The following is a 24,197-nucleotide window of genomic DNA, read 5'->3' as shown; positions in this document are numbered from 1 at the left end:
ATCGTATTAAAGGATATAAACTACTTCCAATCCTTATTAATAATATTTCAAAGGTGGAAGATTATAGCAAACAATCTGTAGGATGAGAAAAACCACGTAAAACTAAGCTACCGAAATTCTACGGAAGCTAGGACAAGCTCCTTGATACCGATGAATGGGGGAGAGATACTCATCCAACAGTAAAGGTTAATTGGGGTAGAATTGAAGTTGGAAGGGATTTTTATACTGGTGGTAAGGAGCAGATTGACAATAATGGCAATATAACTACAATAGATAGTGGAAAAATAGACTTCCAGATAAAGGGTCGACTTATAATGCAAGAACCTAAGGATTATGTGCTTGTAAATGGGTCTTTCTATTCAAATTCTCATGAAAGTTATTATGATAGTTTGGATAGCTCTAAACAATTATTGAAAAATGGAACTCTTGAAGTTAAAGGGAATTTTATACAAGGTGCTATAGCTAATTATGTTGATCAAAATGGGATATCAAGACAGCATACAACTGCAACAAATAACTTTCCTGCTACTGGAAATCATAAGGTTATATTAAGTGGTGATCCGTCAAATATCCAATATGTTACATTTAAGAATTATGATGATAATCCGTCAAATGGGTCTTCAATCAATATATTAATTTTAACTAATCCTATGGCTTCATATGTATTTAACCCAAGTAAGGTATGGAAAATACTTTCTTCTCCTGAATCAAAAGATAATATTACTACAACGACTGAAGATTCGTTAAAATCAGTTACAGAAATGACCTATGCAAGAAAAAATGCGGGTGCAGTATTAGTAGAAGGCAAAATATTTGCTTTTGGCGGTATTGGAATTAACAATACAACGTTAAAATCTGTAGAAAAATATGATCCACTTAGGAAACAATGGGTGAAACGAACTGATAACATACCATGGGCAGATTTGTTGCAAGCAAAGAGCAATTTTGCAGCATCAGCAGTAAATAGTCAGATTTATATTTTTGGTGGCTCATCTGATGGAGCAACAATTAAGTCATGTGAAATCTATAATACTAAGGATGATCAGACTTTTAACTCATCTGAATTAATAACTGAAAACAATATTCCCGATGGTTTGATAAGGCAGGATCATACTGCAGTACTGGTTAATGGTAAGATATATATTATTGGGGGTAGAAAATGGGATGCTTCTTTAAATAAGTTTGTATATTTAAATAGCATTTATGTTTTTAATCCTGATACTCGCAGTTTTACATTATCAAATTATGTACTTAATACATCTAGGAGTTCATTTGGTGTAAATGTTGTTGATGACAAAATATATATTTATGGCGGGATGACCAACAATGGAACATCTAATATTTACTTAAATACTGTTGAAGTGTTAAATACACTTGTAACTCCTACATCACAAACACCTTGTCAGCTTCTTTCTTCACCGAAACTAGTAAAAGCTAGGGCATTCTTTGGGTATGCAGCAGTTAATGGTATTGCATATGCATTGGGGGGAACAAACGGCACTATACTTGATAGTATTGAAGAATACAGAACTCTTGATGCAACAATTAGTGATAAAACCGCGAAATTAAATACAGCAATAAGAGATTGTGCTGCTGTAAGTGCCTATAATAAGATATTTATTATAGGAGGGACTAGTAATGGAAGCAATGTTCTGAACCAAGTTACAGAGTATATACCACAAAAAATGCCTGGTTTAAAATTTCCTGATAAATATCTTGGTCGAGATAAAGCAGAAACTAGAAAAATGTATATAAATGATCATGTTAATATAGTTACAGGAAATTATATGGAACAAGCCCAAGATGTGAAAATTGATAGTTCAGGTATTGATATTACTTTAGATAGAACATATAATTCAGCATCAAATACTGATTTGTCACCGATTGGATGGGGTGTTGGTAAAGGGTGGAAGTTTAATTTCCAAACATGTATAGAAAAATTAGATAGCATGACAACATATAAAGTAAAGGCTCCACATGGACTAAATGTCCGAAAAGCAAGTCCTCAAGGAAATTGTTTGGGATTAAGTGGACAACCAATTATATCTTTTGCTGATGGGAGTATAGTTACAACAGTTGATGCATCATCAGTTGTAAAAGATGGGTATGAGTGGGTTAAGATTAGATACGAAAATCAGGATTGCTTCATAGCAAAAAATTACCTTACGAGACTCCCAGTAGATGGTAAAAAAATTGCTGTAAATTATCCGACGGGTTCAAGAGATATTTTTGAAGAAACTTCATATAATTCTGGTAAATTTGTAGCATATGGAAACTTTGATAAGTTCTCATATGCAGATGAAAGTGGAGTTGATACATATAAGTTATTAAATACTGAGGAAGATAAACTTTATGTATACAGAAAAAGAAAGGATAACATTGGAAGACTTGAAGAAATTAGTGATAAATATGGTAACAAACTTTTCATTAGTTATTCAGATACTGTATTAAATGGTACTACTACTTACAGTAATAATATAAAGTCTGTTTATGAGGCTGTATATTCTAATGGAAGTACTTTTAATGGAAGAAAAATAGTATTCGATATTGATACCGTACAAATTAACGGTAAAGGTTATGGCCTAGTAAAAAGAGTTGATATTAAGCAGCCAGGGACAGTGAATTCTTGGGATCCTAATAATGATGTTTTAATATCAAGTGTTAATTATAGCTATTTTAATAGCACTAATACAGCTGAAACAAAATGGTTTAATACTTTAAAAAGCGTAACTGATTTGAATGGTGTTAATACTTCTTATAGTTATGTGAAGGGTAAAGAAGGTTATCTTGAAAGCCTCACCACAGCAGGAATTAAGAAATACAAAATAACTTACGATGATATTATGGGTAGAATAATTACTAAGACTGATGCTGTTGGCAATACCGAGGTATATCAATATAATGATGTTGTTAGTGAGGAGTCAGGTGCTGATGTGCCGGATTCAGACGAAAGCAATTTGTTGTCAAGACACTACTTTGACAAGAATGGAAAGCATTTTGTGACTAATTACAGTTCAACTGAGATGAAGCCTTCAAAGGAAATTTATAGGGAGGATAATGGCTCAAATGACACAGTAATTACAAGCAACAAATATGAAATATTTTATAAGAGCAAAGGTATCTGGATTGATTTGTCCAAAGTACAAAAAGGTAATACAGATTATACCAATTACATGAATGCTATTACTGAAGCACAAAATGACACCGGTAATGTAAAAGTAAGAGAAACTACAACTGATATTTATGGTAATGTGACAACAATTATAAAGGATGAACTAGGTTATGTAAACACAAAAACTTTGACTCCTTATAGTACTTCAAAAACAATTGTAAATGAATATAAGTATGTAGATTATCTTTTTGAAAGTGCATTTTCAGCTACACCAAATGTTAATTTAAAGGATAGGAATATTCAATATGAGAATCTGAAGGAAAACAATAAATACTTAAGTTCAACAAAGTATACTTATGATAATAATAATGTGAAACTCAGATATAAGTCTGAATTGCAAAATCTTAATCTAATGGCTATTAACCAAGGTAATTGGAATTTTGATACTGCCACACTAGATTCTGATCCGAACATTATTACAACAGAATCTAAGTATTACGATGATGACCCTGCTTACGGTAGCTATAGAATTAAAGGTTTGATAAAGGAAATTATTACTCCATTGAAGGGAAAGACATCATATACTTATGAGCCTAAAGATTTCTATAACGTTAAGTCCATAGCACAAGCGATAGACACAAACCAAAACAGCACAAAAGAAATATTAAGATATGATTGGGCTGGAAGAAAAATGCTTGAAAGGTCACCATTAGGATATACAACACAATATGTTTATGATAATACTGGTAGACTGCTTAAAACTACAAAAAGTGGTAACGGGAAAAATAGTATAACGAGAGTTATTTATGATGATCTTGGTAGAGTAGTTCAGGAAATATCCCCAAATTTATATGATACAAATAAAGACGTCCTTAATGCTTCTGCAAATCAATCATCATACGATGACAGTACTGTTGGTAAAAGGTATAAATATAATAACGATGGTACAGTATCTTATGTAATAGACCCAGATGGCAGTACTACATATTATAAATATGATGGTAATGGAAATGTGAGTTTTGAGATAAAGTCTGATGGTTCAAAATATTCATATGAGTATGATTGGAAGAATAGGAAGGTTACGGTTCAATTTGCAGATCCGGATTCTTTGGAGCTTTATACATTGAAAAAGTACTCTTATCAAACTGAAAACGGAATAAACAAGGAAACAGAAACAGAATTTTTTAGTAGTGATTTGAATGATAAGGCAGTTACATCGCGTTTATACGATTATGCTGGAAGAAAGATTAGGCAAGATAACCCTGACTTGGGAATAGTTACAGCAACTTATGATGCATTGGGTAGAACTTTAACTCAATCAGACGCAAACAATACACTGAATGCAAGTCAGCAGCCAGTATATAAGTATAAAACTTATTATAATTATGATTTTGATGTTACTAATAAATGTAGGATCGCAGAAATGTGGGAACCATACAGAGTGGATAATTCTACTACTCCAGAAACTATTAAGTATAAGTACTCCAAAACCATATATGATAATGCAGGTAGAATTCTTAAGACATTAGCAGAGAATGACAATGTAGGAACTACAATAAATGAAAGTGACATCAGTGATTACACAAAGAGCTCAATTAGGCCAACGAGTTCAGTTGCTGTTTCAACAAATCAGTACTATTACAACGGTTGGCTGAAGGAATCTGTTGAGGGTATAAGTGGTAAACGAACAAGCTTCACATATAATAATGATGGCACTGTACTAAGTGAAAACAGATATGCAAGTATAGGACCTGATAGAATTTATAAAACAGAATACAGCAGTAATTATCTAGGAAAAGTATCTGTAGAAAACGTGTATGTAAATGCAGGAGAAATTGCATATTCTGATTCTAATGCTACAACAAATACGAATGCAGTAATCCTTAAAACCGAACATGATTATGATCTGAATGGAAATGTTATCTCAGACATAAGTTATGAAAAGGAAAATAAAACTGATCCTACAAATAGGATAATAAAGACAACTTATGGCTATGATAAAATGGATAGACAGATATCTAAGCTACAGTATGGTAAAAAAGCAGATGGAAATACTGATGTTTCAATTAATTCAGTACTATATAACTGGCAGGGTAATCCTGTTACTACTACTAACGCAAATGGAAATACAACAAAGCTTGAATATAATTCAAGAGGATTTAAAACTAGGGTTGTAAGTGGTCTTAGCGTTGTTGGTATTAAGGATACAGGAAGTTATATAGAGTCTAGCGGTTTTTGGAGTGACTCAAAGTATTCGGGTTATAGATCGGAAAAAGCTAGAAAGGCTATTAATTCTGGGGCAAAGAGCTCTTGGACTGCAACATTACCTTCTGAAGGTAACTATAATGTATATGTTCTCTATCCTTATGATGTTGATAATACTAGTAATGCTCAATATTCTATAACAGCATCAGATGGGAACTATAGCATTACAGTAGACCAGAAACAGAATGCAGGAACTTGGGTATTAGTTGGAACATATAACTTTTCAAAGTCCAATGGAAAGGTAAGTGCGGTTGTTTCCTTAACGTCTGGTGCTGGCATGACACATGCTGATTCAATAATGTTTGAACCATCAGTTTCAAGAGAAACAGCATTAGGTGTAAGTGATTCAAGCTATAAGGAAATAAGTGCAACTAACTCTTGGAGAGATGCAGCTTACGCAGGGTACAAAGCAGATAACGCTAGATATACGTCAAATCAAGGAGATCAAGCTATATGGAACGTAACACTTCCAGTTGAAGGAAGCTATAGAGTTCTTGTAAAGTATGGCGGGGATGCATATAACACAACAAATGCATTATACACGATAAATAATAGTGATATTTCATCTAATATTAATGTTAATCAACAGTATAATATTGGTAAATGGGTTTCTCTTGGAACATATAATATTGTAAAAGGTACAGACGGCAAAATTAATGCTTCTATAACATTAACAGCCGGAATAGGAAATACACAAGCTGATGCAATAATGTTTGAACCAAGAATTGTAAATGCATATTCATATGACTTAGCAGGAAGGTTAATTGCAGAAGTTAGTCCTGAAAACTATGATTCAACCCAGACAGATGCCAGATCAATGAATAATAGATATGAATATACATACGATCCTTCAGGTAGAAATCTTAAAAAGTTATTTATAGGAAATGAAAAGAAAGTTATATTAAATACTTTAGTTTTAAGTGATGTATATATAACATCTTATTCAAAAACCTACGATAAGAATGGAAATATTCTTACCGAATGTGATGCTGGAGGATATAATACTAAGTACACTTATACTCCACAAAACAAAATTGAAACTGTACTTGATCCTGTAAATAGTGATAATGGACTTGCTTACTCTAAGAAGTATGTATATGATACAGTCGGAAGAATATATACAGAGACTAATTGTAAGAAGGCTTCTGATTATGATGAAGGTAAAAAGGAGTCAGTATTGCATTATAAATATGATAATGTATTATATAATGGAAATATTCAAAAAACCAAGATTACAAAGAGTTATTATAATTTTGATCCTATTACAAAAGTAGCTTCTACACCAGCAGTACTAGAAATCAATACATATGGTCTTGAAGGAAATGTTATAAGTAGGGTCGATGGTAACGGTTATGAAACATTATTTGAATATAATGCATTGAGTAAGGTCAAAAAAGCCACGACTCCAGGAGATATTACAGTACAATCAAATGTTACTAATTATTACTACGATTTGTTTGGTAATGTAAGGAAACAATTATATGATAAAAAGTATCCAAATAACACAAAAGCTGAAACAGTCATTGATATAAGTACTTATGATGACTGGGGAAGACTTACAGCTCATACCCGTATGAATGCTGCTGGTTCCTATAAAATAACTGAGACATCAGGTTATGATCGAAATGGTAACAAGTTATTTTATAAGGATGGGGTGCAGAATGCCAATACTGATCAAAATCAAACTAATTTCTCTTATGACCAGTATAATCGATTAATAAGTAAGACATTACAAGTAAAATGCTATGACAAGGATTCAGCAACTGGGCTCCCATTTATATATTCTACACATACAACAACAAATACATATGATTTTAATGGGAATGCTATAAAAGTTACTCAAAAAATAGAATACAAGGGTTCATCAGTTGAAAACTCATCAACATTTGAGTTTGATTCTATGAATAGATTGGTTCGTAAAGGATTTATTTCAAATAGCCAGTCATCTGAAAAAACTATTCAATTACTTGAGTATTATTGGAATGGCAATCAGAAAAAGACATATGAAGCTTCCAATAATGATAATCCAAGCTTGTTCAATGTTACTACATTTGAGTATGACAAGAATAACAGATTAACTAAAACTATTGATCCTTTGGGAGTATCTGATATAGGAAATCCAGCTCATACAAAAAGCCAGCAATATGACAATAACGGAAATGTAAGTAAAAAAATTGATGGTAAAGGCCAGCAGACTATTTATAGATATGATGAACTTAATAGGCTGATTAGGGTCGAGACTCCTACAAAAGTTCTTGAAAAATATTTCTATGATAGAAATGGAAATATTGAAACAAAAACTGATGGGAGGGGCTTAACTACCAAATATACATATAATGCCATAAATAAAGTTGCAACTAAAGTAGATAATGGTGGAACCGGAGTTGGTTCAAGAACTGTAGAATATAAATATTATTCTGATGGTAATTTATATACTACAAAGGATAGGAAAAATCAGACTGCTACATTAGGATATGATATTCATGGTAGGTTGACTACCAAAGTAGTAGGTAATATTAGTTTAGGCTATGGATATGACCAAAATAACAACATTGTTTCTGCAGCAACAAGTTCTGATTACTTTATAAGTGACTTTGATGAGCTTGGGCGTGTTATAAGAAAATCTGTAGGATACGGGAATGGTATGTTGGAAACAAAGTATATTTATGACGTTGTTCCAACAGTATCCGATGTTCCATCTAACCCATTTATTACTGTTGATGTGAGTGGTTGTACAGCAGTTAAATCAATCGATAGTACCAATAATCAGACACTGAAGATATATGATGGTGAAGGCAGGTTGAAATATGTAGTAAGCAACAATGCAACGACAGCATATGAGTATTATCGTAATGGCAGTTTAAAAAGTATTACATATCCTGGTGGAACTAAAGAAAAGTATAAATACTGGGAAGACAATCTACTAAAAGAATTAACGAATACTAAACCTGTTAATGGCCAGGATACTATAGTAGATGTTTATACCTATTATTATGATGGTGCACATAATCAGGACTATAAGCTGGAGTTGACAAATAATCAGGATAAAGGTAAAACAGATTATGATTATGATGAATTAAACAGACTTAAGCAGGTTAAAGAGATCACCCTAAACAGGACTACAGATTATATATATGATAACTCCGGAAACCGTAAAACAGAAGTAATTTCCGAAGGCGTAAATAATGTAACAACTAAGGAATATAGTTATAGCGATCAGAATCGATTGTTGGAAGTTGCCATAAAATATAATAATGTAACGAAAAACTGGCTTGGGTATAATTATGACAATAATGGTAATGTGAGTTCTGTAACAGACGCAGTATATAACAGTTCAGGGGTGTTTGTATCATCATCAAATATAGTAAATACATATAATGAGATTGATCAGCTAACAAAAACAGTTAATGTTGATAATACAATCTTGAATAAATATAATGCTGAAGGTTACAGAATAGTCAAAACAGTAACAGGACAAGCACCAAGCAATACTAGATATTTTTATGAGAATGACAAGGTGGTACTTGAATTCAATGAATCAGATAACACTCTTAAAGCAAGAAATGTGTATGGTACTAACTTGAACTCAAGGACAATAGATGGGCAGACTCTTTATTACATGTACAATGGGCATGGAGATGTTACAGCATTAACTGACTCAGCAGGGAATGTTGCAATCTCGTACTATTATGATGCTTTTGGCAATATACTTGACCGAATGGTAAGCTCAGGATATACTAATTTTACAAATAGTATCACCTATGCAGGATACCAGTACGATTCTGAGTCAGAAACAAAGGATTCTAGCGGTAAGACAAAGACTGGTATGTACTACCTAAATTCACGTATGTATGATCCAGTTACAGCAAGATTTTTGCAGGAAGATACATATAGTGGAGACATTAATGATCCATTGTCACTTAACCTTTATACTTACTGTCATAATGATCCTTTGATGTATACTGATCCAACCGGACATATAGCAGCATATATTAATGGAATGTCCATTACAATGGATCCAAGCAATCGTTATGATACCGAATACGCAAAATACCTTTATTCACACAGCAATAAAGATGATTACAGTAAGAATAAAAAGGAAAGTGCTTATAGGAAAGATTTTAATCGAACAATAGCAGCATATGAGTTAAAAGAAATCTTTAAGGAATATAGTAAATCATCTGTAAAAGTTGGTGAAGGAATTTACTATGATATATCTAAGGGATTTGGAAGATTAGGAACAGAACAAACTCGATCAAAACAATATTATTTGATGCAGATGATGTTGGATAATGAGATAGTTCTTGATAACCCAGAGGTTGCAATACAGATTGCTTCAATGCTCAACTCAGGTTCGGTAATGGATTACAGACGTGCAGGGATTATAAAGAAGGCACTTGCGAATGATAGATTCTTTAATGATGTAGTAAATGAAGAAAAGGAAGAACATGATCAATTTGTTAAGGATATTGCTGAGGGTGTTGTAGAAACAGTAGGTGGCTTATTGGAGACTGGTGCAGGTATAGCAATGTATGCATCAACTCCTATAACAAATGCTCCTGGTGTGGCTGCAGCTACATACTTCACAGGAAATGGACTGAGCCTCACTGCTGGTGGTATTTCAAGAATGTTTAATGCAGGTACAGGTAAAGGAGAAACTTGGAATTTTGTTAGGAATGCTTGTAATAGTATAAGTTCTGAATATGGTGATGCTTTATACTTTGGGACTCAATTGCCAGGTATAGCTTATGGTGGTTATCAAGTTGTTAAAAGTGGTTACCAAGCATCTAAAAGCTTGTACAATAGTTGGAAAGCTTATAAAAATCCTAGTGTAATCAGAGGTGGAAAAGGAAAGTCGGGACAAGATGTACCTTATCTTACTGATTTTTACCCTGGTGCCGATAATGGGGTTATGAGAGGTTATGATCCACCGACATTCTACTCAGTACCAAATAAATCAGGTGGAAAAATTCATGTATCAACTTGGGAAATAAAGCAAAAGCATTTTGCTAATATTATTGATGATGCAGAAGGAGAAGTACATTTGCTAACAGGAACACATGGGGATCTGGATGGAAATCTATTGCCAGATAAAGAATTCTTTGACTTTGATTTTGCAAGATGGGGAAGTAAAAGTAATGTTAATGTTCATGATGTTATAAAAATGTCAGATGACGAACTTGCTGAAATTTTAAACAACAGGAGTGGCGACATAGTTGCAGGATGGTGTCGCAGTGAAAGGTCAATTGCGATATTAAAAGCACTTGGTTTAATAGAGTAAATATTTAGAGATATTATAGAGGTGATATTTTGAGTTATTTTGAAGACTTATCTAATTATTCTTACTGTTGTGGTATAGAAAACTCAAAAAATGTTGGTTGGTTAGATGTTGCTCATCCATTTCCCAAAGGGAAGGTGAGTGAAGATTTTATAAATAAATTATGGGTATATTTAAAGGTAGATTTAATGATAATGAGGGGTTTCCATGTATGCAATTTATGCCATGACCCTCATAATGGAATATTTATTGCTAGTCGAAACGATGAGTCCTTAAAATTAGGTTTTGCTGAGATTAGGGTTTTAAGTGAAGATAGTAATGTAGTATATGCAGCCCCAGATTTAATATATCATTATATATTAGACCATAGTTACAAGCCTCCAGAAGAGTTTGTTAAAGCTGTTTTAAAAGGACCTAAGCCAGGTTCAATTGAATATGAAAAGTTTTTATCAACTTTTGATGTTGAGGAAAGACAGTACTACCCTCCAACTATAAGACGGTATCAAGGTTAATTAAAAATTAAAAGAGACACTGTGAAAAAAGTCTGTAAAAACAGCTTTTTATGATAAAATCAAAATATCATAGGAGGCTGTTTTTTATTTTTTATGGCAAAAAGGTAAGCGGTAGACCGGACGTACCTGTTCAAAAAAATAATATTTTTGATATAATGAGAAATTCGGAGAAATTCATATTTGCATAAATATAAATTTCTGCATCAAAATTTAGCTTTACTACCAGTAAGAAAAAAGACATAATTTGATTTCTTTGTGAAAAATCCAGCTTTACAAAAAGGCCCTTTTATGCAGGTAACAGAAGGGATTGAGCAAAAATTATGTTTTGTTTAATGTTTAATGTAATGCTTAGCCTGATCTATACCCCAATATTTTTTTGTATCTCTTCAAGGAGATATGCCAAATATTCATAGGGCCTTAAGCCACTTGCTTCTGCACCCTTGGGTGTGTCGCAGAACAGCCAATTTCCACGGCCTATTGCGAACAGGTGTGGTGCCCTTTCCGTAGCAAATCCTAATGTTAGGATTTTTATCGTTTGTCATCAGTTTTAGAAAATCCTCAGGATTATCAGTAAGCCGCTTAAATAAGTACTGATAACAAAAATCCTGAGGATTTTATTGAATACAATTTTAATGTATATGATACTAAAATTACCAAAATTAAAGGCAGTAATTTTATGTATCAAGTGTATGATGAAGCAGTTATGAAGGTTATTGAATATCTGAACCAAAACCAGTATTCAATGTCTGTCATTTATAGTCACTTGAACTGTTACTGCACATTTAAACAGTAGCCTTTTGCATATTTGCACTTTATAACCATGGTTATTTTAGGGATATTAAAAAACTAAAATATAAGATTCCAGATTTAAAACACTAAAACACCGGGAATTTTTTGTTGCATGGGGAATAAAACCAGTACAATAACCAATCTCATAACATCAACCTTACAATCAATCTATACTTTTGAATAAAACAATTAGTCAAAAAGTGAAACGGAAGAAATGGACATAATACGCCATGCTTCCTGCAATATCTATGCCTTTAAACTGCTTCACTTTCTGTCAAGGGTGATTTTTATTACCCTTATCTTATTTAAAGGATAAAATAGATCGCACTATTTCCAAATCCCATTTTTAAATATTATATATATGAAAAGAACATTAAAACACCACGCTGTTTAAAAAGGTTCATCATATTAAATCAAATATCAAGAAGTAAGTAAATTCATGGAGGTAAACTATGCGAAGAGAAAGTAAGGTAATGAAGCAATGTACTCTTTTTTATAACGGCTTAAATATTGAACGCTCGGCAGTTTTACATAAAACAAAGTTAATTTTAGAAATATACCGACATGTTGTTTGGTCTGCTCAAAATAAATTTAATCAATTATGTGAAAATGTTCTATGTTATCATAGCAAAAATTTAGAACATGCTTTTGAGTACCTTGAGAATTTTGCACCTGAAATTGAAAGGGACAAGTTTAATCAAAAGGTATATTCTTTGTTTGAAACAAATTGGCTGATATCGATGATAGATTCTGCAATGAATAAACTCTATGAGTATCCTGATAATGGTAAACTGTATCATGAAATTCTGGTTAAACAGTATATGACAGCTATTAAGCATTCAGAGCAAGAAATGCTAGAGCTATTAAATATGGAGCGAAGCACTTATTATGATAAAAAGAGAGAAGCTATTGACCTTTTTGCAATTAGTTTATGGGGGTATACCATTCCATCATTGAAAGGAATAATTGTTGGTCGAGAAGGTGAAGGTATTCCAAGCTTTTTTCATCAAACCTCAAACCCCGACTAAATTTCGACTAAGCCCCGAGCCTATTCCTACTGCTTTCAAACATACAAGCTGATAAACTGGTTATGCTGGTGGATTATATCATAAATTTATAGCGTAAGTTATTTTTTGATCATGACTAACCTCAAATTCTATAGGAGTTTGGGGATTTTTTATGTACTAATTCATAGTTAATATGCGGCAAATGAGGCTGGATGTGATTGATTTCACGTCCGGTCTTTTTTTATGCCCGAAATCAGGAGTCGTTAGTATGAAAAGATGGGAGCCATACAACAGCCATTATCCATGATTTCCAAGTTTTGCTTGGCAGCTATCAAGACAAAAATTTGGAGGTTTCAAGATGGATAATGAAAAGAGATTTTATTTAAGGGTAGGCCAAAATCTAGAAGAGGTTTCAGAGGAAATTTATAAAGAGTACTACAAAATACAAAGAAGAGAACGGTATCTGGAAGAACGAGATTTAGCACATGGACGGTTCTTATATTCGCAGTTTGATAATGTGTATGAAGATATTTTAGGAGAAGAACTGCTTAAGGATAGCACACGAGAAGATGTTTGTGATTTTGTTGTGAAAAAGGTAATGGTAGAAAAATTAAGAAAAAGTTTGAGGCTTCTTAGTGATGAAGAATTAGAGTTGATAATTCACTTATTCTACCAAGAAAAAAGCCAACGCCAAATATCAAGGGAAATTAGCATTCCGGTAATGACAATAAATAGCCGAAAGGATCGAATTTTAAAAAAACTTAAAAAATATTTGGGAAATTAAAAAAATATTCCGTACACCCCTCTTGCTTTTTCGGCTTAAAAGTGAGGGGTAATTTTTTGCCTGCTCTTGACCCTTGAAAAATGAACATACGATATATCAGGAAAACTACCTTTGCCTCCATAAGGTAAGCAACTAAGAGCGGATCGCCGTGACCTTTATTATAAGTGAGCGAATTCATCCGGCTCAAAATAGTCTTTGGAAGGACTAATTGCGATGACAAGCAAAGGGATAAATAATGATACTTCTGCCTTGAACGCTTCACCGCATTGGGCAGCCTGTAATGAATGACAGGATAACGCTCATTTGGTTTGAGAACTTATAACCATGTCAGCCTATATGATGCTATTTCCAATAGCAACCTGATATATCCCCTTAGTTGTCAGGGATGTCGAGAACAAATATGCTGCTTAAATTCTATTGTTAAATTATGTATTTGACAGCAGATACTGTGGTGGACTTATAAAGAATTAAATCCTATTTTGTCCACCACAGTAATGTGCTGTCAAGTGTCAGAAACGAAGGAGAGAATAAGGATGTTTGAAATAAATACAAGTGAAGAAGCAATAATGCTATCATACTTTGAAAAGCATAGAGATAAAAAGGTTTACAGATATCTATTTACCTTTGATAAAAACTATATATTTGTAGTAAAAGAGAATAAAAGTATTAACAGTTATTATGTCATTTGCAGGGATAATGACAGTATGGTTCTATTATTAAAGAGCAAAAAAGCTTATACAGATGAATATAAAGGTAAATTGATTAATAGGTTTACTGCAACATCTGATTACCAAGTTACACTTCCAGAAAAACCCGATACTATGATTGAATATATTTTTAGAAAGCTAATGCCTGAAAGCGGCTTTAAAATAAGGGAGGAACAAATAGAACTTTCAATAAATATGTATGAGGGGATTAAAAGCAACTATATTTCAATATGTGAAGCAGAAGTTGGGACAGGGAAGACTTATGCCTATATTGTAGCTGCTGTAGTCTACGCATTGTATGAAAGGCAAAAGCAGAGTAAAGATGGTATAGGCCAAGAAGAATCTATACCATGTGTAATATCTACATCCAGTATTGACTTGCAGAATGCCATTATAAATAATTACGTTCCAACTTTATCAGAAATCTTATATAAAAACAGAGTTATAGATCGTCCTTTAAGTGCGGTATTAAGAAAAGGTAAGGAGCATTACTTTTGTAAAGTGAGGTATGAACGGTTGGCAGAATACTTAAAAAATAGTAAAAAGGCCTTTGATAGGGATTTGTTTGAAAAGCTTAATTCATTCGAATTTGGAAATTCAATTGATTTGGATGAATTCAAAGGATTAAAAAATCATATTATGCAGAAAATCAATGTTCCAAAGAATTGTGATAAAAGCTGTCCAAGATTTAAAAATTGTGACTACCTGAAATACATTGAGTATGTAAGAGCATCTTTCCATGATTTTCAGGTATGTAACCACAATTATTATCTTGCAGATGCAGTCAAAAGAGCAAAAGGCAGGCAATTACTGATTCCGGAACATTCAATTGAAATTATAGATGAAGCCCATAAGTTGAGGGATGCAGCGAGGCAGATCCTCGTTAAAAGCTTTTCTGGTGAAGATATAACAACAATGTCGAATATGATTCGTAGTAGCCTGAAAGGTAAAAAATCATTTCAAAATTCAGCAAAACTCAAACTGGAAAGATTATGTTTATGGAGGACAAAATTTTTTAGGAGACTGATTTCAAATATTAATAGAGAGATTATTGATGATGACGTATCTCAAATAGGGGTTACAATTGGCTATCATGAAAAAGAAATCCTCGTTGAAATGCTTTTACAAATCAGCAATATAAAAGATTACTGCTCCAGTATTATTTCTAAAAGCAGGGAATTAGAAATAATGGTTTTGGAAATAGAGCAACAACTTGAAAATATATTAAAAACAAATGATGTCCTATATTGGATTGAGAATCCTGGAAATGAAAGTCTTATAGCAATTCATGGCGTGCCCATAGATTTGGAGAATCAGTTATATCAACTGTTATGGAGGAATGGGATTTCCAAAATTGTAACATCAGGAACATTATCTGATGGTGAAGGATTTGATTATTTCAAAAGTAATACTGGGATAGATTTAATAACACCAAGCAAAATAAGTGAAATAAGCTATTCATCACCGTTTGATTATAATACAAATGCTTTGCTGTATATAAGTGAAAAGGTACCGTTTCCGGATAAACAATGTGACCAATACATAGAAGCTGTTGCAGAGGAAATCACTAAACTGGTTGATGCAACTTGGGGACATACTGTTATTCTATTTACATCTTATGCATTGTTATCAAAGGTTTATGAGTTGGCCCGAAGTAGAATTAAATACCCTCTTTTAAAAATGGACAAAAGTCAAAGGAACATCGTAGAAGCTTTTAAAAATAGCGGAAACGGTGTTCTTTTTGCTACCGGCTCTTTTTGGGAAGGAGTGGATTGCCCTGGTGATATTTTATCTTCACTTATTATTGTGAATTTACCATTTCCTACACCTAATCCAATTTTAGAATACAAAAAAGAGCAGTTCGATACTATGGGAAAATTTATTGACAGCATAGTGTTTCCAGAAATGATAATCAAATTGAAGCAGGGTATGGGAAGATTAATTCGATGTGAAACAGATACTGGGCTTATAGCTGTCCTCGATTTCAGGATTAGTAAAAAAGGCAGATACCGACAGAGAGTATTAAAAGCCTTACCAGGTTTTAAAGTAACAGATTCTATCGATGATGTTAGAGTTTTTATTAGAAAAGTCAAGGAAGAGGGGTATTTCAAAGATCTAAACATATAAATGTGTGTTTAGGAATATTATTTACTAGGGCACATGAGGTAATTCGAGTTGTATTTTTATTAAGATTTAAGATCTAAAAAACACTCCAAAGGCTTTTGGTGAAAGATACTTGTCTTTATTTATCATATACATAATGTACATATTCCAAAATTAAAATTTAATAATTGTTTGTGTATTAAAATGATCGTTTAATTAAGGTAGGTGATTTTTGTGAATGATTTCTTTTGTGATTCGAATAATAAATCTTCAAAAATAATTCAGGTTAACAATATATATAGCGAACAAGGTCAGGATTTTGAAAGTGTCTTAAAAAATGCAATAAAAAATATACTAATAGGTGGAAAAATACCCGGGAAAGTGCTAGAATTGAACAAGCAGATAGTTATCGCAAATCGAGCAAAAGAGGAGGAGTTTTGATGTATGCTCTTGGTAACTATTTTAGTGAATTTAGGGATACAATGATTTACAATGTAGGTATATATTTGAGGTTATCAAAAGAAGATGAAACAGCTGGTCATTCAGAAAGTATAAGCAATCAAAGAGACTATATTACATCGTATGTTTTAGATCAGGGGTGGAATATTGTTGATGTTTATATTGATGATGGATTTAGTGGATTAAACTTTAATAGACCTGCATTTAAGAAGTTAATAGAAGACATTGGAAATAAAAAAGTCAATTTAGTTATCACAAAGGATTTATCCAGATTGGGTAGGGATTATATTGATACAGGCTATTATTTGGAGCGATATTTTCCACAAATGAATGTTAGATACATTGCATTGAGCGATGGTATAGACACATTTGCAAATTCTTCTAACAATGACATGAGTCCATTTAAATCTGTTATTAATGATTTATATGCTAAGGACATATCTAAGAAGATCCGAACGGTTATGGATACTAAAAGAAAAAATGGACAATTTATAGGTGCTTTTGCTCCTTATGGATATAAAAAAGACCCATATAACAAAAATAAATTTGTTATTGATGATGAAGTTGCACCTATTGTAAAAAGGATTTTCTCAATGTATTTGAATGGAGAGAGTATGCATAGCATTAAAAAGACCCTAAATGCTGAAAAAGTACCATGTCCAACAAAATACAAAGAGACAAATAGTACATACAGAAATGCAATGGTTAAGCGTTATTTATGGACTCATGAAACAGTAAAGCGGATACTATCTAATCCTTCATATATGGGAAATATGACACAAGGACGGCAGGTCAAAATAAACTATAAGGTTGAAAAATACAGAAAAATCCCTTCTAAAGATTGGATTGTTGCAGAAGATACGCATGAGCCGATTATATCAATGGAAGATTTTGCAATGGTACAAGAAATGATGGAGAAGAAAATTGTACATTATGACAAGGGTGAAAAAGCCTCTCATCTGCTGAATGGATTATTGTTTTGTGGGGATTGCGGTGCAAAAATGACCTATCGCAAAAATTCATCTAAAAAGATGATAGTATTTTGTATGACTTATAATAAGTATGGGCCAAGTCAATGTACCAGTCATTTAATGCATGAAGATGTTTTGGAAGAACGTGTTATTGAAGAACTGAAAAAAATTGCCAAGCATGTTTTGCAGGAGAGTTTTTATGAGCAACTAAGTACATTGAAGCCAAATAAAGATGACTCTATAGATAAAGAAATGGTACAAATTAATAAAAAAATGATGCAAACAAAAGATATAATAAAATCACTGTATATTGATAAGGTTAAGGGTATAATTGACGAAGATATGTTCTTGCAAATGTCTACAGAATATAATCAAGAAAAGGAAAGATTGAGCAGCAGATATTCTCAACTTCTTGAAAAGAAGAAATCTTCAGAGAAACCTAATAAAAGTACAGATTATCTCCACATAATAAAGGAAATTGCTAATTTTGACAGACCCGATAAAATTTTGCTGACTAAGTTGATTGATAGAATAGATATAACTGATAAGAGAGAAATAAATATACACTATAAGTTCCAAAACCCTTATAAATAAAGGATTTTGTACATGCAATAAATTCAACTCGCCATCTGGTCCGCCCGATTTCACGTTTTTATGATATGTAGAACTTAGTATTGTTAGGGCTTTACGGCTCTTCGATTATTTTTAATACCTGTATTATTTTCCTGATCTTTTCTTCAGGATAATCTTGCACTTGCATCATTAATTTTTTAAACTCAGTACTTGTCAATAATTTGTTTATGCTTTCTCGCAAGCTGGCATCAGAATCAATTGCATTTAGTAAATTACCTGTAACTTTCTGTGAATACTCTGGATTTCTACTATCTGATAAACCAGAGATATAATCAAGTGAAACTTTAAAAAAATTTGCCAGTTTAACAGCTGTGAAAAGATCAGGCGGTCTGTTGTCATACTCCCAGGACGAAATTGTTGTTCTGGGTGTATCTATTTCTTTCCCCAAACTGCTCTGAGATAGCCCTTTTTCATTTCGAAGCATTTTAAGGCGTTCCGAAAAGTAAGCCATTTCATCACTCCCAGTACTCTTTTGTCTTAAATTAGTATTAGCAATATTTCATATTTCTATAAACTAAAGGGTTATGTAGTTTGGATAAATAAAATGTAAAAACTTGTTATTCATTAGGCAATGGCAACGACTGAATCTGCTTTGTAAATGTTTGTAAATATTATCCCAAAAAGGGAAATTAATTAAATTAAAGCTTAATATTAGAGGAATGATAAGGGTAGTGGGAGCATATCAGTAACCAGGTACTCCTATTATCTCTACGAAATTATATTTGTCCATTGATTTGTTTCCATATCTTGATACAAAAGTACGGATAAAATAATAGTTAGAACTATATATAATGCACTTCCCACATCAATATCATTTTCCACTTTTGAACCGTGACTAATTGTATTCCTCATTTTTGCAATAGCACTAAATTTACCTACTAATGAAAACATATCTTTAAATTTAGAGTTGTTACCATTAATTTCTATCTCCCTCAATGCATCACGTAATTTATCTTCAATTCTTCTGGTTTCTTTTCCATACTTTTTAATTTTATCTTTTAAATGCTCTTTTACTTCTTCAAGTTCATCTTGCTTCCAACTTGGATTACCAGTTTTATAAGTTTTAATGTGTTCAGTATAGTATTCTACATAATAATCAAATATTTTTTTATTCATTAATTCAATGAAGTTATCAAATGCAGCAAAAATATTAAGAAATGCCATCTTCTTGTTTTTATATTCCAAGTTGATACAGCCCTCTATCATATACTCAATCCATGAAGGGATATTATCATTCTTTAAAAGCCCAAAAACAACTATATCTATATATTTTTCTAAGTCATCAAACAAAAATATGCTATATACTTCTGAGTTATATGAAAACTTTCCTTTTAAAAAAATTTCTCCGCTCAGATGGTTATACCTATCGTTTTCAATAACAACATCTATATAGTCTGTTACTTCTGTGTCATCACTAAAAACAGTTAAGTTAGGCTTACCTACATAAGTTAATATTGAAAAATCTTCTATTTTAATACATTGTTCAAAAGGAAATTCGGATCTTGATTTATAGTTTTCCGAGTCAAAAATCAATTGTGCTTCTTTCTTATAATTTTTATTTTTAATATAAGAGATGAGTATATTCATAATATTTAATGGATGATGACTTAAAGCCCCAATGATTTTTTCTTTATTTGTTGCACTATCATTATAAGGTAGACCCATTTCATAGACATAATCATCATATTCTCTTTCAATGATTTCAAGTTTTATTTGAGGCTCTTTTATGATTTTGGAAAGTGTGTCTTTTATGTCTTCCATTATTGAACTTTTTAGTTCAGCAAATGCTTTATCATGCATAATAATATTTCCTTTCACTTTTTTTAGTATATCAATTCGACACCCAAAAGCTTATTCCTGCAATTTTTACAAGTCTACCGTTTATCCATCAATTTCCGTTGTGGTGACGCATTATAGGCAATATAATTTAATTGTGCGACAATATTATGTCAACTGAGTGAGGGTTAATTATCTGCGGGGATTATAACCTTAGTGTTTATGCCTAATATACTGAATTCCATAATATAATTAAAGGAGAACCAATGGCAGAAGAGCAAAAGATTACAATTATCAGCATTAAATATAAGGATGATGAGGATGCAAGGCAAAGATTTATGGATTTTATAATTGATTTTCTCTTAAATGATAAATTGGAGGAAAAAAGAAGTGGAAGTAAAGAACCTGGAGACGAAACTTAAACCGGAAGATTATGCAGCCATATATGCAAGAAAGTCTATAAAGAGTGAAAATAATTCTATTCTTTCACAGTTGTCATTGGCAAGAGATGTTTTATATAAAAATAATCTGATATTGTATAAAGAGTACTGGGATGAGGAATCTGCGACTAAGCTGCCTCCAAGTAAGAGACAAGGCTTTAGCAGGCTCCTTAAAGATGCAAAGGCAGGCAAGTTTAAAACAGTAATTGTGTATAGAAGGGACAGATTAGCGAGACGGGTTCATGATCTGATAGAAATAAAAAATACCTTCAAAAAGTACAGGATAAAAATTATCTATTCAAATGATGGTGAATATCAACCGTCAGAAAGCTATTTATCAGACTTTATTGAAAACATAATAATGGCTGTAGATGAGCTGGAACCACAAATTGTAGCAGAAAGAACTAATACTGGTAGAGTCAAGAAAAGAGAGAGGAAGGAATATTCTGGAGCAGGAAAACTTCCGTTTGGATTTGAACGTATCAGTCAAAATGAGAAAACTTTTTACAGGTGCAACTATCAAACGGTACCGTTAATAAGGGAGTTGTTTAAAATGTATTCAAAGAACAATGATAGTAAAAGCATGATGGATATAGTTAAGGAATTAAATAATTTCTATGAAAATAAGTTGCCAACTACTTCTAACCAAGTTGGTAAAATTATTCGAAATCCTATTTATGCAGGCTATCAATTTATAAACAGTAAATATACTGTTTTCGACTTATTTCAGTCAGACGATGGGCTAAACAACTTTAATCCGGATTTACTGCAGAAGTGTGTAAACGTGCAGCCTGTGGTTGATTTTGATTTGTGGGTAAAATGTATTACAGTCTGGAGAGTTAATTATAAGGCTTTCAAAAGGAAGAAGAATCAGGAATATTTATTTAAGGGATTGCTGTTATGCGGCAAATGTAAAAAGCCAATAAAACTGATTAATAACAAATACAGGTGTATTTCAAAGGGCTGTTCAAGCTTTAATGCAGACTATTTCAAAAACGAATTAATAAAGTACCTTCTTGATAATATTATACAAACTATGGGATTAGAGTCGGTTATATCCCATAAAATTACTCAACTTAAGAGAGGAATCCAAACTTATAACCGGCAGCTTAAAACAGTCGGCAATGATTTGGAGAAATATACTTTGGATTATGTAAATAATTTTAAAGATAAATATATTGCAAATGGCTGTAAAGAGCTTATATCAGATGCCATGATACGAAGAGAAGATGTAAAAGCCAGAATATATGACCTTGAAGCCAGAATCTACAGGCTTCAGGAAGAAAAAGAGAAGCTGAATGGTTCTATAAACAGAAAAGGACTAGCAGGGTATTTTCTTAGCAATCAGGAAAGGGCACATCATTTAATATCTACTTTAGTTGATCAGGTGATAGTTAATGGAAAAGAAAACGAGCTCAAAATCCAAATCCGCTGAACCTAATAATATTGCTGCAGCTTATATCAGAGTGTCAACAAAGAATCAGGAAGAGAAAGGTTTTTCTATTGAGGTTCAGAGAGAAAAAGCTATATCTTATGCTAAAGAAAAAAACTTGGTACTTTCAAATGATATGATTTATGAGGAGGCTAAGCCAGTATCAAAAACTTCAAAGGATGACGATGAAGGAGATGGTTTTTATGAGAGGCTAAAAAGAAGACCAGCCTTAAATGAAATTATTCAGCTTATTAATGAAAATAAAATTACCCATTTGATAATTTATACAAGGGACCGCTTAACGAGGAACTTCCAAGATTTTATTACTTTAAAGTCTTTCTTTAATAAGGCAGGAGTTACTATCCATTACAGCAGGCCCGGAGAAGTATATAAAATTGAGGACACAAAAATCAATAATTTTCTGGAATTAATATTGGCCAGCGTAGCAGAACTTGAGGCTAATACTATAGGCATAAGGGTAAAGGGTGGAAATCGTTCCTGTATAAAAAATGGATTTTGGGCCGGAGGCAAAGTTCCTTTCGGCTTTCATTCTATTCATGATCCTCAAAACAAGAAAAATTCTATTTTGCGAGCAGACAAATATGAGAAGGCAATAATTGAAGAGATATTTAATATGTATTCAGAATATGGTTTTGGATATAGAAAGATATCTGATTTTATGAACGAAAAATATCCATTTATTAAATGGACTAAAAGTAAGATAGAATCAATTATTAAGAATGAAACTTATACAGGATATATTGTTTGGGACCGGAGAGGTGGAAGAAGATCTCCAGGAAAACATCAGGAGCACGATAAGTCACCATTTTTAAGTGAAGGATGTATCATATCTGCAAATCAATGGGATAAGGTAACTTCATTGAGAAAGAAAAAGGAAATTTTAAAAGATGCAAAATATTTTAATACTCCTTTTATTCTTAGAGGCAAGCTTGTTTGTGGTATTTGTGGGGCGGTTATGAAATGCAAGAATTATGGTAAGGGTAAAAAGAGTGTATATAAATGTCCTACACTCAACGCAAAGGGAATAGCTGAAATGATTATTGAGAAAGAAGAAATTGAGCAATATTTTATTCAGGAACTTAAAAAACTTTTTACATATAATATGGATAAACTCTGGGATTTATATAGTGCTAGGCTTAAAGAGCAAGAAAACAATAATCTGCAATTGATGAAGTTAATCAATAAAAAGCTAAATGAAATCAGTGTGCTAAAAGGTAAAATTGATTCTGTGATATCTAAGAATATTGAGGAGCCTGTAAGATCAAGTATTCTGGAACAACGTGTTATATTGAACAAAAAGGAGCAAAATCTTAAGAAGCATTACGATGAAGTGGCTTGTGTTTCGTATGAGAAATTTAATAATAAAAGTGAATTTTGTGATGCATTAATAGGGGCTTATGAAAAAATTAATAGGTCCACAGATAACAATAAACGGATGCTATTTGACATTCTTGTTGAAAGAATAGTAATTATGGAGAAAGCAGGTGGATTTAATATTGATATAATTCTAAATCCACCAAAGGATATTTAGGAGTATTAAGACGATAGTGATGCTTATGGGGTGCTGGATTAGAGTATATTAAATAATATCATAAAGACAATCAGATTATGGGATATTGAGCTGTATGTCGCCAAAGTGTCACTTGTATTTATTATGCAAGAATGAGGGTATAATTCCTCTGATTTAGCTGACAGTTGACGATTATGACTGATATATGTTTTAAAGTGTAAATTTTATAAGAAAATACACATTAGTGTTGCAAAAAATTTTCAACAAAAAGTCAATGTAAATTCATTACTGGTATAGCTTGCACCCATAAGAAAATAATGGGTAGTGCAAGTGAAAAAGAGAGTGACCTCTTAAGGCTGGACACTATAAAATTTAAAAACTTAATACGATTAATCTAC

Annotated in this window: 12 protein-coding genes; 10 read left to right on the top strand and 2 right to left on the bottom strand. The window is 32.4% G+C overall.

Features of this window, described 5'->3' with window-relative positions; genetic code table 11:
• Positions 1-314 precede the first annotated feature (314 nt).
• The 7 genes from VIO64_RS03640 to VIO64_RS03610 all read left to right on the top strand — a co-directional run bounded on the left by VIO64_RS03640 (position 315) and on the right by VIO64_RS03610 (position 18,581).
• On the top strand, positions 315-10,658 hold the full coding sequence (locus VIO64_RS03640; RefSeq protein ID WP_331915255.1) for a Kelch repeat-containing protein: 10,344 nt from the start codon (positions 315-317) through the stop codon (positions 10,656-10,658).
• Between the two features lie 29 nt (positions 10,659-10,687).
• A complete protein-coding gene (locus tag VIO64_RS03635; protein WP_331915253.1) occupies positions 10,688-11,167 on the top strand; it encodes a hypothetical protein in 480 nt (159 codons plus the stop codon).
• A gap of 1,241 nt (positions 11,168-12,408) precedes the next feature.
• Positions 12,409-12,984 (top strand): hypothetical protein, encoded by a 576-nt coding sequence (locus tag VIO64_RS03630; protein ID WP_331915251.1) that lies wholly within the window; start codon positions 12,409-12,411, stop codon positions 12,982-12,984.
• A gap of 337 nt (positions 12,985-13,321) precedes the next feature.
• On the top strand, positions 13,322-13,747 hold the full coding sequence (locus VIO64_RS03625; protein WP_331915249.1) for a sigma factor-like helix-turn-helix DNA-binding protein: 426 nt from the start codon (positions 13,322-13,324) through the stop codon (positions 13,745-13,747).
• Between the two features lie 533 nt (positions 13,748-14,280).
• Positions 14,281-16,581: an ATP-dependent DNA helicase gene (locus VIO64_RS03620; RefSeq protein WP_331915247.1), complete on the top strand. Its 2,301-nt coding sequence runs from the start codon at positions 14,281-14,283 to the stop codon at positions 16,579-16,581.
• Positions 16,582-16,791: 210 nt separating this feature from the next.
• Positions 16,792-16,998, top strand: coding sequence for a hypothetical protein (locus tag VIO64_RS03615; protein ID WP_331915245.1), 207 nt, complete (start codon positions 16,792-16,794; stop codon positions 16,996-16,998).
• Positions 16,998-18,581 (top strand): recombinase family protein, encoded by a 1,584-nt coding sequence (locus VIO64_RS03610; protein WP_331915243.1) that lies wholly within the window; start codon positions 16,998-17,000, stop codon positions 18,579-18,581. The genes VIO64_RS03615 and VIO64_RS03610 overlap by 1 nt, the downstream gene beginning before the upstream one ends.
• A 91-nt stretch (positions 18,582-18,672) precedes the next feature.
• Here VIO64_RS03610 and VIO64_RS03605 read toward each other — a convergent pair whose 3' ends face one another.
• Positions 18,673-19,071 carry a helix-turn-helix transcriptional regulator gene (locus tag VIO64_RS03605; RefSeq protein ID WP_331915241.1) on the bottom strand — a complete coding sequence of 133 codons (399 nt, stop codon included), beginning with the start codon at positions 19,069-19,071 and terminating at the stop codon, positions 18,673-18,675.
• Between the two features lie 257 nt (positions 19,072-19,328).
• The gene (locus VIO64_RS03600; protein WP_331915239.1) at positions 19,329-20,420 is read right to left on the bottom strand and encodes a hypothetical protein; all 1,092 of its coding nucleotides are present in this window, start codon (positions 20,418-20,420) and stop codon (positions 19,329-19,331) included.
• 242 nt (positions 20,421-20,662) lie between these two features.
• Here VIO64_RS03600 and VIO64_RS03595 point away from each other — a divergent pair, with 242 nt between their 5' ends.
• The 3 genes from VIO64_RS03595 to VIO64_RS03585 are packed head-to-tail and all read left to right on the top strand — an operon-like array spanning position 20,663 to position 23,820.
• On the top strand, positions 20,663-20,818 hold the full coding sequence (locus VIO64_RS03595) for a hypothetical protein (RefSeq protein WP_331915237.1): 156 nt from the start codon (positions 20,663-20,665) through the stop codon (positions 20,816-20,818).
• Positions 20,787-22,271: a recombinase family protein gene (locus tag VIO64_RS03590; RefSeq protein WP_331915235.1), complete on the top strand. Its 1,485-nt coding sequence runs from the start codon at positions 20,787-20,789 to the stop codon at positions 22,269-22,271. The genes VIO64_RS03595 and VIO64_RS03590 overlap by 32 nt, the downstream gene beginning before the upstream one ends.
• Positions 22,234-23,820, top strand: a complete 1,587-nt coding sequence (locus VIO64_RS03585) for a recombinase family protein (RefSeq protein WP_331915233.1) — start codon at positions 22,234-22,236, stop codon at positions 23,818-23,820. The genes VIO64_RS03590 and VIO64_RS03585 overlap by 38 nt, the downstream gene beginning before the upstream one ends.
• The last annotated feature ends 377 nt before the right edge of the window (positions 23,821-24,197 follow it).

This window comes from Pseudobacteroides sp. (assembly GCF_036567765.1).
In the GTDB taxonomy this organism is placed as follows: Bacteria; Bacillota; Clostridia; order Acetivibrionales; family DSM-2933; genus Pseudobacteroides.
This window is presented reverse-complemented; position numbering and strand designations above follow the sequence as displayed.

Bases quoted from the DNA above. Each gene is read 5' to 3' on its own strand.
- VIO64_RS03640 (WP_331915255.1), top strand. From the start codon at position 315: ATGCAAGAACCTAAGGATTATGTGCTTGTAAATGGGTCTTTCTATTCA.
- VIO64_RS03630 (WP_331915251.1), top strand. From the start codon at position 12,409: ATGCGAAGAGAAAGTAAGGTAATGAAGCAATGTACTCTTTTTTATAAC.
- VIO64_RS03625 (WP_331915249.1), top strand. From the start codon at position 13,322: ATGGATAATGAAAAGAGATTTTATTTAAGGGTAGGCCAAAATCTAGAA.
- VIO64_RS03620 (WP_331915247.1), top strand. From the start codon at position 14,281: ATGTTTGAAATAAATACAAGTGAAGAAGCAATAATGCTATCATACTTT.
- VIO64_RS03610 (WP_331915243.1), top strand. From the start codon at position 16,998: ATGTATGCTCTTGGTAACTATTTTAGTGAATTTAGGGATACAATGATT.
- VIO64_RS03605 (WP_331915241.1), bottom strand. From the start codon at position 19,071: ATGGCTTACTTTTCGGAACGCCTTAAAATGCTTCGAAATGAAAAAGGG.
- VIO64_RS03600 (WP_331915239.1), bottom strand. From the start codon at position 20,420: ATGCATGATAAAGCATTTGCTGAACTAAAAAGTTCAATAATGGAAGAC.
- VIO64_RS03595 (WP_331915237.1), top strand. From the start codon at position 20,663: ATGGCAGAAGAGCAAAAGATTACAATTATCAGCATTAAATATAAGGAT.
- VIO64_RS03585 (WP_331915233.1), top strand. From the start codon at position 22,234: ATGGAAAAGAAAACGAGCTCAAAATCCAAATCCGCTGAACCTAATAAT.